Source organism: Escherichia sp. WS1450 (assembly GCF_046487395.1).
In the GTDB taxonomy this organism is placed as follows: Bacteria; Pseudomonadota; Gammaproteobacteria; order Enterobacterales; family Enterobacteriaceae; genus Escherichia; species Escherichia coli.
Window position 1 is genome coordinate 1 of the sequence record NZ_JBJQJO010000066.1, and the last position, 5,458, is coordinate 5,458.

At 52.4% G+C, this 5,458-nt stretch carries 8 protein-coding genes; all 8 read right to left on the minus strand.

Translation table 11 applies throughout. The features are described from left to right. Positions 1-170: 170 nt before the first annotated feature. Positions 171-677: a hypothetical protein gene (locus ACJHYR_RS26770; protein WP_000224835.1), complete on the minus strand. Its 507-nt coding sequence runs from the start codon at positions 675-677 to the stop codon at positions 171-173. After that, on the minus strand, positions 652-1,062 hold the full coding sequence (locus tag ACJHYR_RS26775) for a phage head closure protein (RefSeq protein ID WP_000702395.1): 411 nt from the start codon (positions 1,060-1,062) through the stop codon (positions 652-654). The genes ACJHYR_RS26770 and ACJHYR_RS26775 overlap by 26 nt, the downstream gene beginning before the upstream one ends. After that, positions 1,059-1,382 carry a head-tail connector protein gene (locus ACJHYR_RS26780; protein ID WP_000924829.1) on the minus strand — a complete coding sequence of 108 codons (324 nt, stop codon included), beginning with the start codon at positions 1,380-1,382 and terminating at the stop codon, positions 1,059-1,061. Before ACJHYR_RS26780 ends, ACJHYR_RS26775 begins: the two co-directional genes overlap by 4 nt. Before the next feature lie 78 nt (positions 1,383-1,460). Next, a complete protein-coding gene (locus tag ACJHYR_RS26785) occupies positions 1,461-2,690 on the minus strand; it encodes a phage major capsid protein (protein ID WP_016240455.1) in 1,230 nt (409 codons plus the stop codon). Between the two features lie 10 nt (positions 2,691-2,700). After that, positions 2,701-3,303 carry an HK97 family phage prohead protease gene (locus tag ACJHYR_RS26790; protein ID WP_000999805.1) on the minus strand — a complete coding sequence of 201 codons (603 nt, stop codon included), beginning with the start codon at positions 3,301-3,303 and terminating at the stop codon, positions 2,701-2,703. Continuing rightward, a complete protein-coding gene (locus ACJHYR_RS26795) occupies positions 3,296-4,522 on the minus strand; it encodes a phage portal protein (RefSeq protein ID WP_000923138.1) in 1,227 nt (408 codons plus the stop codon). Before ACJHYR_RS26795 ends, ACJHYR_RS26790 begins: the two co-directional genes overlap by 8 nt. Further along, the gene (locus tag ACJHYR_RS26800) at positions 4,512-4,673 is read right to left on the minus strand and encodes a hypothetical protein (RefSeq protein WP_000838376.1); all 162 of its coding nucleotides are present in this window, start codon (positions 4,671-4,673) and stop codon (positions 4,512-4,514) included. Before ACJHYR_RS26800 ends, ACJHYR_RS26795 begins: the two co-directional genes overlap by 11 nt. After that, the coding region (locus tag ACJHYR_RS26805) for a terminase TerL endonuclease subunit (RefSeq protein WP_410233183.1) at positions 4,670-5,458 on the minus strand (789 nt) is incomplete at its 5' end. The genes ACJHYR_RS26805 and ACJHYR_RS26800, both read right to left, overlap by 4 nt.

Here is a 5,458-nt window from a genome sequence, read left to right on the forward strand (position 1 = left end):
GTCGGTCTGGCTTTTGTTTTCTCCCGGAGAGTCATCACCCGGTACCACATACGCCGCCGGGAGTCTCAGCTTTCCGACCTCCGGCAGATTTTTGAACTGTGCCGCGCCTGCTACCCGGTTTTCAAAATACGGGCAGCGGGCACGCAGCGCAGCAATAACAGGCGTCAGTTTCATCTGTGTCGTCGCTCCGGCTTCAGTGATTTACGCAATTCCCGCGCCAGAAAATAGCGTGTCCAGCTGCGGTTCTTTTCAAGCGTTTCCACCATAAAGTTATTACGTGGAGCCAGCCGCCAGCCGCTGCCACCGGATGCACCACGATGATGACTACGACGACGTTTTGCTCCTCCCCGGACACCAAAAAACAGAAACGCCGGATAGAAGTCACCAGAGATCATCCGGTTCCCCTTCCCGTTGCGCTGGTTAGGGGCAATGCGTGTCATAAAACCGGCTCGCTTTTTACTGGCTCTCGGCACCATGTAACCAATCGAACGAGCCAGGCGTCCGGTCTGATAACCGGGGTTTTCACCCGGTGCCGACCGCGCACGGCGCATCACCAGCCGACGGGCATCACGCATATGACGCTGCCCAATCGTGACAAACGCCCGCCGGACACGGGCGCGGTTAAAGCGCATCTCCGCGGGCTGCTGAACATCAACGTGAAAAAAGGGAGTCGCCATTGCTGCCTCCGTGACTCTGCGTAAATTCGCCCAGTTCCGTACACTCCAGCAGCAGAAAGCGCCGCGCCCCGTTCAGATCGCGCTGACGTTTCACCCGGTACACACTGTCATCACAGACCACCTCATAATCAGCAGTGATCCCCCGGCGGTAGCGAATGGTGATGTAATGGGTGATGGCGTCTCCGGTCTGCGCGGTTTCCTGCCAGGTGGTGGCACTGGTCTGGATAACCTTCGCCCATGCCCGGAACGCAACCGGGTATTGAGGCTCCACGCCAAAGTTATCCGCGGGCATATCCACCCGCTGGCGGATCAGGACGCGTTTATTCAGTTCGCCGGGGTCCGGCAGAATGTAGGTTGCGCTGGTCTGCGCCTGACGAATTTTCATAGTGGTATAAGGCGATAAGGAACAACCAACCAGTTAAAACTCATTGGCAACTCCATTTTCTCAACGTCTGTAACCGTTGAGCGGTTTTCGTAGAAATGGCTGACAAGGAGCAGAAGCGCCAGCTTCACATCATCAGATATCACAAGCCCATCAGGATCATCCGCAGGCCTGTCATCTGCGGTTGCATACAACTTACGGTTAAGGAAGTTTTCCGTACGACTCTGAGCGGCCTTACCAAGCAGTTCAAGCAACTCATCTTCATCAGAGAAATCATCATCCAGACGGAGCTGAAGCTTAATCTCTTCCATTTTTAACAGCATAAAACCTCCTGTGCCCGCCAGAACGCGGGCACAAAAAAACCGCATTACGCGGCGTGCTGTATTACGTAAAAAGACTAATCAACCACCAACGCTACCTTTCCCCACCAGCGCTTTAATGGCAGAGGTGTCTTCCAGGATACAGTCAAAACGATGGAAGGCCAGAAAACCGGTCTGATCATATTCCGCGTAACGCTCAACCAGACGTTTAAGAATCATGTATCGCACACGACGGATAATGAAGCGATCAAAGTCACCACAGAACATGAATTTTTTACCCGCCCCGATATCATCAATTTCCTGATCAATGACATACGGTACATTCAACACTGAAGCAGGTGCCACACCAACAATATCCGGCAACCATAAAGGGCGTCCCTGACCGTCTTCCATCTCACTGATCAGTTTCAGCGTATTATCGTTAAACGCCAGGCGGAATTTCGGCCCGCGACGATATGCAGGATCAATGCTGTGTTTCAGAGCCAGAATTTCCTGCCACTTCACCGTATTTGCCGCGGCAGTCTGGGTTGTGCCGGTCACAGATGCGACCAGCCCTTTGGGTTGTTTAGGCGTACCAGCACCAGTTCCCTGAATCAGATAACGGGCTTCACCACGACCAATACGTTCAGCAATGCGACGGGCAAGATAAGCTTCCATATCGATCGCGCTGTCCTGCAGCAACTCATTAGACACACGAATGATTTTCGATGTCATTTTGAGCGCCCCAAGACTTCCCATACCGAAATCGGTGTCTTCTTCACCGGCTTCTTCATTTTCGCCCAGCAGAACACCAACTTCGGAAGTACCATCAGCTGTTGCCCACTCCATAGTGCGACCGTCAGAAGTGGTCAGAATCTGCGCCACACTGGCGATGCCACCGTAGGATTTCATCTTCTCAACAACTTTCGCCAGGAATGTTTCTGGTACGGTATATCCGCCCTTTTCATCCTGAGCTACCCCCTGGGCACGAAGTTCACGCAACGCCTTTCGTTCTTCTGATGTCAGCTCACTGGCACCGTGACGCATCCACTTATCAAAAACCTGAGCTCGTTTCTCATCATGTTGCGGATTGTTTTCCGGATCAAGATTCTGACGCTGCTCTTCCTCATTGCTTTCAATGTACGCCTGATCCTGACGACGCAGTTCTTCTTCGCGTGCAATTCGTTCATCAAGCGCTTCCAGTTCGGATTTTGCTTTGTTCCACTCAGTGCGCTGCTCTTCCGTCCATGCGTTATCACCAATTTTTTCATTCAGGGCGCGCATGTCAGTTGCGATAGTATTACGTTTCTGTTTCAGTTCATGCAGTTTCATGATGTTTCCTTTACGCGTTAAGAAGGGTCAGGACGCGTTCACGCGCCATACGTTGATTAATGGCTTTCTGTAGCGCGCCACTGTTGCGCGCCTCCTGCCATGCTTTCATGGAGCGAACAGCCGAGTCAGCCTCCTGATAGGCAGGATATGTCACAGGACTGACATCCAGCAGACGGGAAAAGCGGGTTATCTCGCGAATAACAACCCCGTCCTCATCCTGATACCACTCCTCACCGTCACGGGCGACACGGAAAGCGAAAGATGACTGGTTAATATCTCCACGTTGCATCGGGGCCAGCACCAGATCACGAATGGTCTGTGTCTCCGGAGCCTGGATGTCATAGCGTAATCCGCGCTCATCAACTGAAAGATTCAGCGTGCCTGCTGCACTACGCCCAAGAATAAAATTAGGATCGTGGTTAAACAGTGCGCGTACATCATCACCAAGCACATCGTCAAAAGCGCCGGGCCGGATGATTTCGCGGAATGAACCGAATATCAGCTCAGAACGACAGTCAAACACCGATCCATAACCGATAATGTGCGCCGGGTTATCGTCATGCCGCTCAGCACGCACCTCACCGCTGTAACAACGGATTTCACGGTCATTCATTGGTTTTTCCCTCATCGTTTTTTGGGGGCTTAAAATCTCCTGCCGGGTTAGCAGCATTCACGCTTACCAGCATCTCATCCAGCCCTTCAACCGGATTCATATCCTCGAATGCGCGGGCCTCATTACGGCTCATCCATCCATCGGTAATAGCGAAGTGATAGAATTGCGCGCGCTCCTGCGGAGTTCCGCGTAAAAGCCCCGTCAGATTGAACCTGACGTAATACCCGGCGGCTAACTCAGCGCGGGTAAACAAGCGACGGTTAAGCTCCTGCTCCCAGTTCGTCACCCACGGCATCATCGTGTAGCGGACAAACTGAATCGCCTGCGCAGAAATATTGGAGAAGGTGGCTTTTTCGAGGTCATTAATCATGTGCGCAGGAATATTGAAAATACCGGCGATCATTGAACGGTTCAGCTTCATCATGTCAATGATCTGAGCGTCAACTGGCGACACAGTCAGTGCCTTGTAATCCAGATCGGCTGGCAGCAGCATGGTTTTGTTTTCCTGGCGGCGTAACGCCTGCGATGCCTTCTGCCACTGATCTTTAAGCCAGCCCCAGCTTTCCTTATTGAGTCCGCTTTTAACGGATACTATCCCCGCCGGACGGGCATTACCGCTGAAGAAGCTTTCTGTGTACTTCTGACCGCTCATCCCCATGCCTATTGTTTCGGCATGTTGCATAATCGGACTCAGCCCCATCTTCTGATTATTACCCAGCGCACGGATGTGGATCATATCGTCCGGACTGATCGCAAACGCCCCATATTCGTTGTACAAACCGTAGGTATATCGGCCACCAGTATTCATCAGCGTCGTTTCCCACGGCATACAGCAATCCAGGGATATGACTTCACCGCGACGATTACGTTTCACCCAGGTATATCCATTCCCCCAGCCAAGGATGTGACGTTGCTTCAGTTCGCGCCATTTGTAGCTGGTTTGCCAGGTATTGGGCTCATCATGAACCAGATAAAACGCAGGATGATCGCGTGCGGGTTCAACCTTCCCCTTGTACCTGCGCATAACATGCAACGGCATCTGGGCAAGGCTGGAAGACAGGACATAGATACAGGAATACACCGCAGCCAGTTTCATCGCAGTCTCAGGACTGACATAAACGTCTGCCCGGAACAGCCCATCAGTATCAACGGCATCCCCGGTTATCGGGGTGGAAGGATTCTCCAGTGATTTACTTCTGAACAGAGCATCAAGCAGCACGCGTCCCCCTTCTGGCCATAGCCAGTGCGCCCACCAGCAGTAAAGCACCGGACAAAATCAGAGCCGGAGCCATACCAAACTGCAGGTAAACCCCGCACGTAAGCAGGCCAAAACCAGCCAGCCCGATAACATCAGCAATTAGTGATTTCATAGAATTAAGAGATCATCGTCCGGATCAAGAGATGAGAGGAAATCGTCAGGTTCTTTGAGCATTGCCCGACCGATCGTCATAATCAGTGCAACCGCACCATCGATTTTGTTTTCCGCCTGCTCCTTGACGGGCTTCACTAAATCATCGTTACCTGGCATGTTTTTGCCGACCACATTGCCGATACACCAGGTCATGATGGGATTGCCGTCATGATGAAAGCGTCCCGATTCAATCGCTGCTTCCAGCTCTTTCATAGGATCGGACATATTGGCGAAGTTCTGGACGATAGTGACGGGATTCAGATCTTCATCAGCAAGGTCATGTGACAGCCCGGTCGCCCCGAAGGGGTCGATGGGTGACTCACTGACCGGGCTGATTTTGTTCGCCGCTTTGGCCTCTTCGAGGATGTAGCGATAATCCACCTCTGCACCATCGGTAACGGTCAGGACGCCCATTTCCACCCATTTCTGAAAGCGTTCGGCTGTCCGTCTATCTTCATTTTTCTCGACGCTGTACACCGTGTCATACGGTACCCAGAAACGCGGGGCTACACTGTAGTAATGCGTTTTACCGTCAATCTCGCGGGTATAAAGTCGCGCCATGCTGTTCATATCCAGTTTACGCGCCAGGTCAAAGGCCAGAATGCACGGCTGCCCCTCGAACTGCTCAAGGGACAGTGATTTATCCTCGCAGCTCTGCCAGCTCACCAGGTTGAAATACGCCGAACGCGCCGACACCCAGATATTGAGGTGTTTTGTTTTAAAGACGTTTGCCAGACGGGCGTT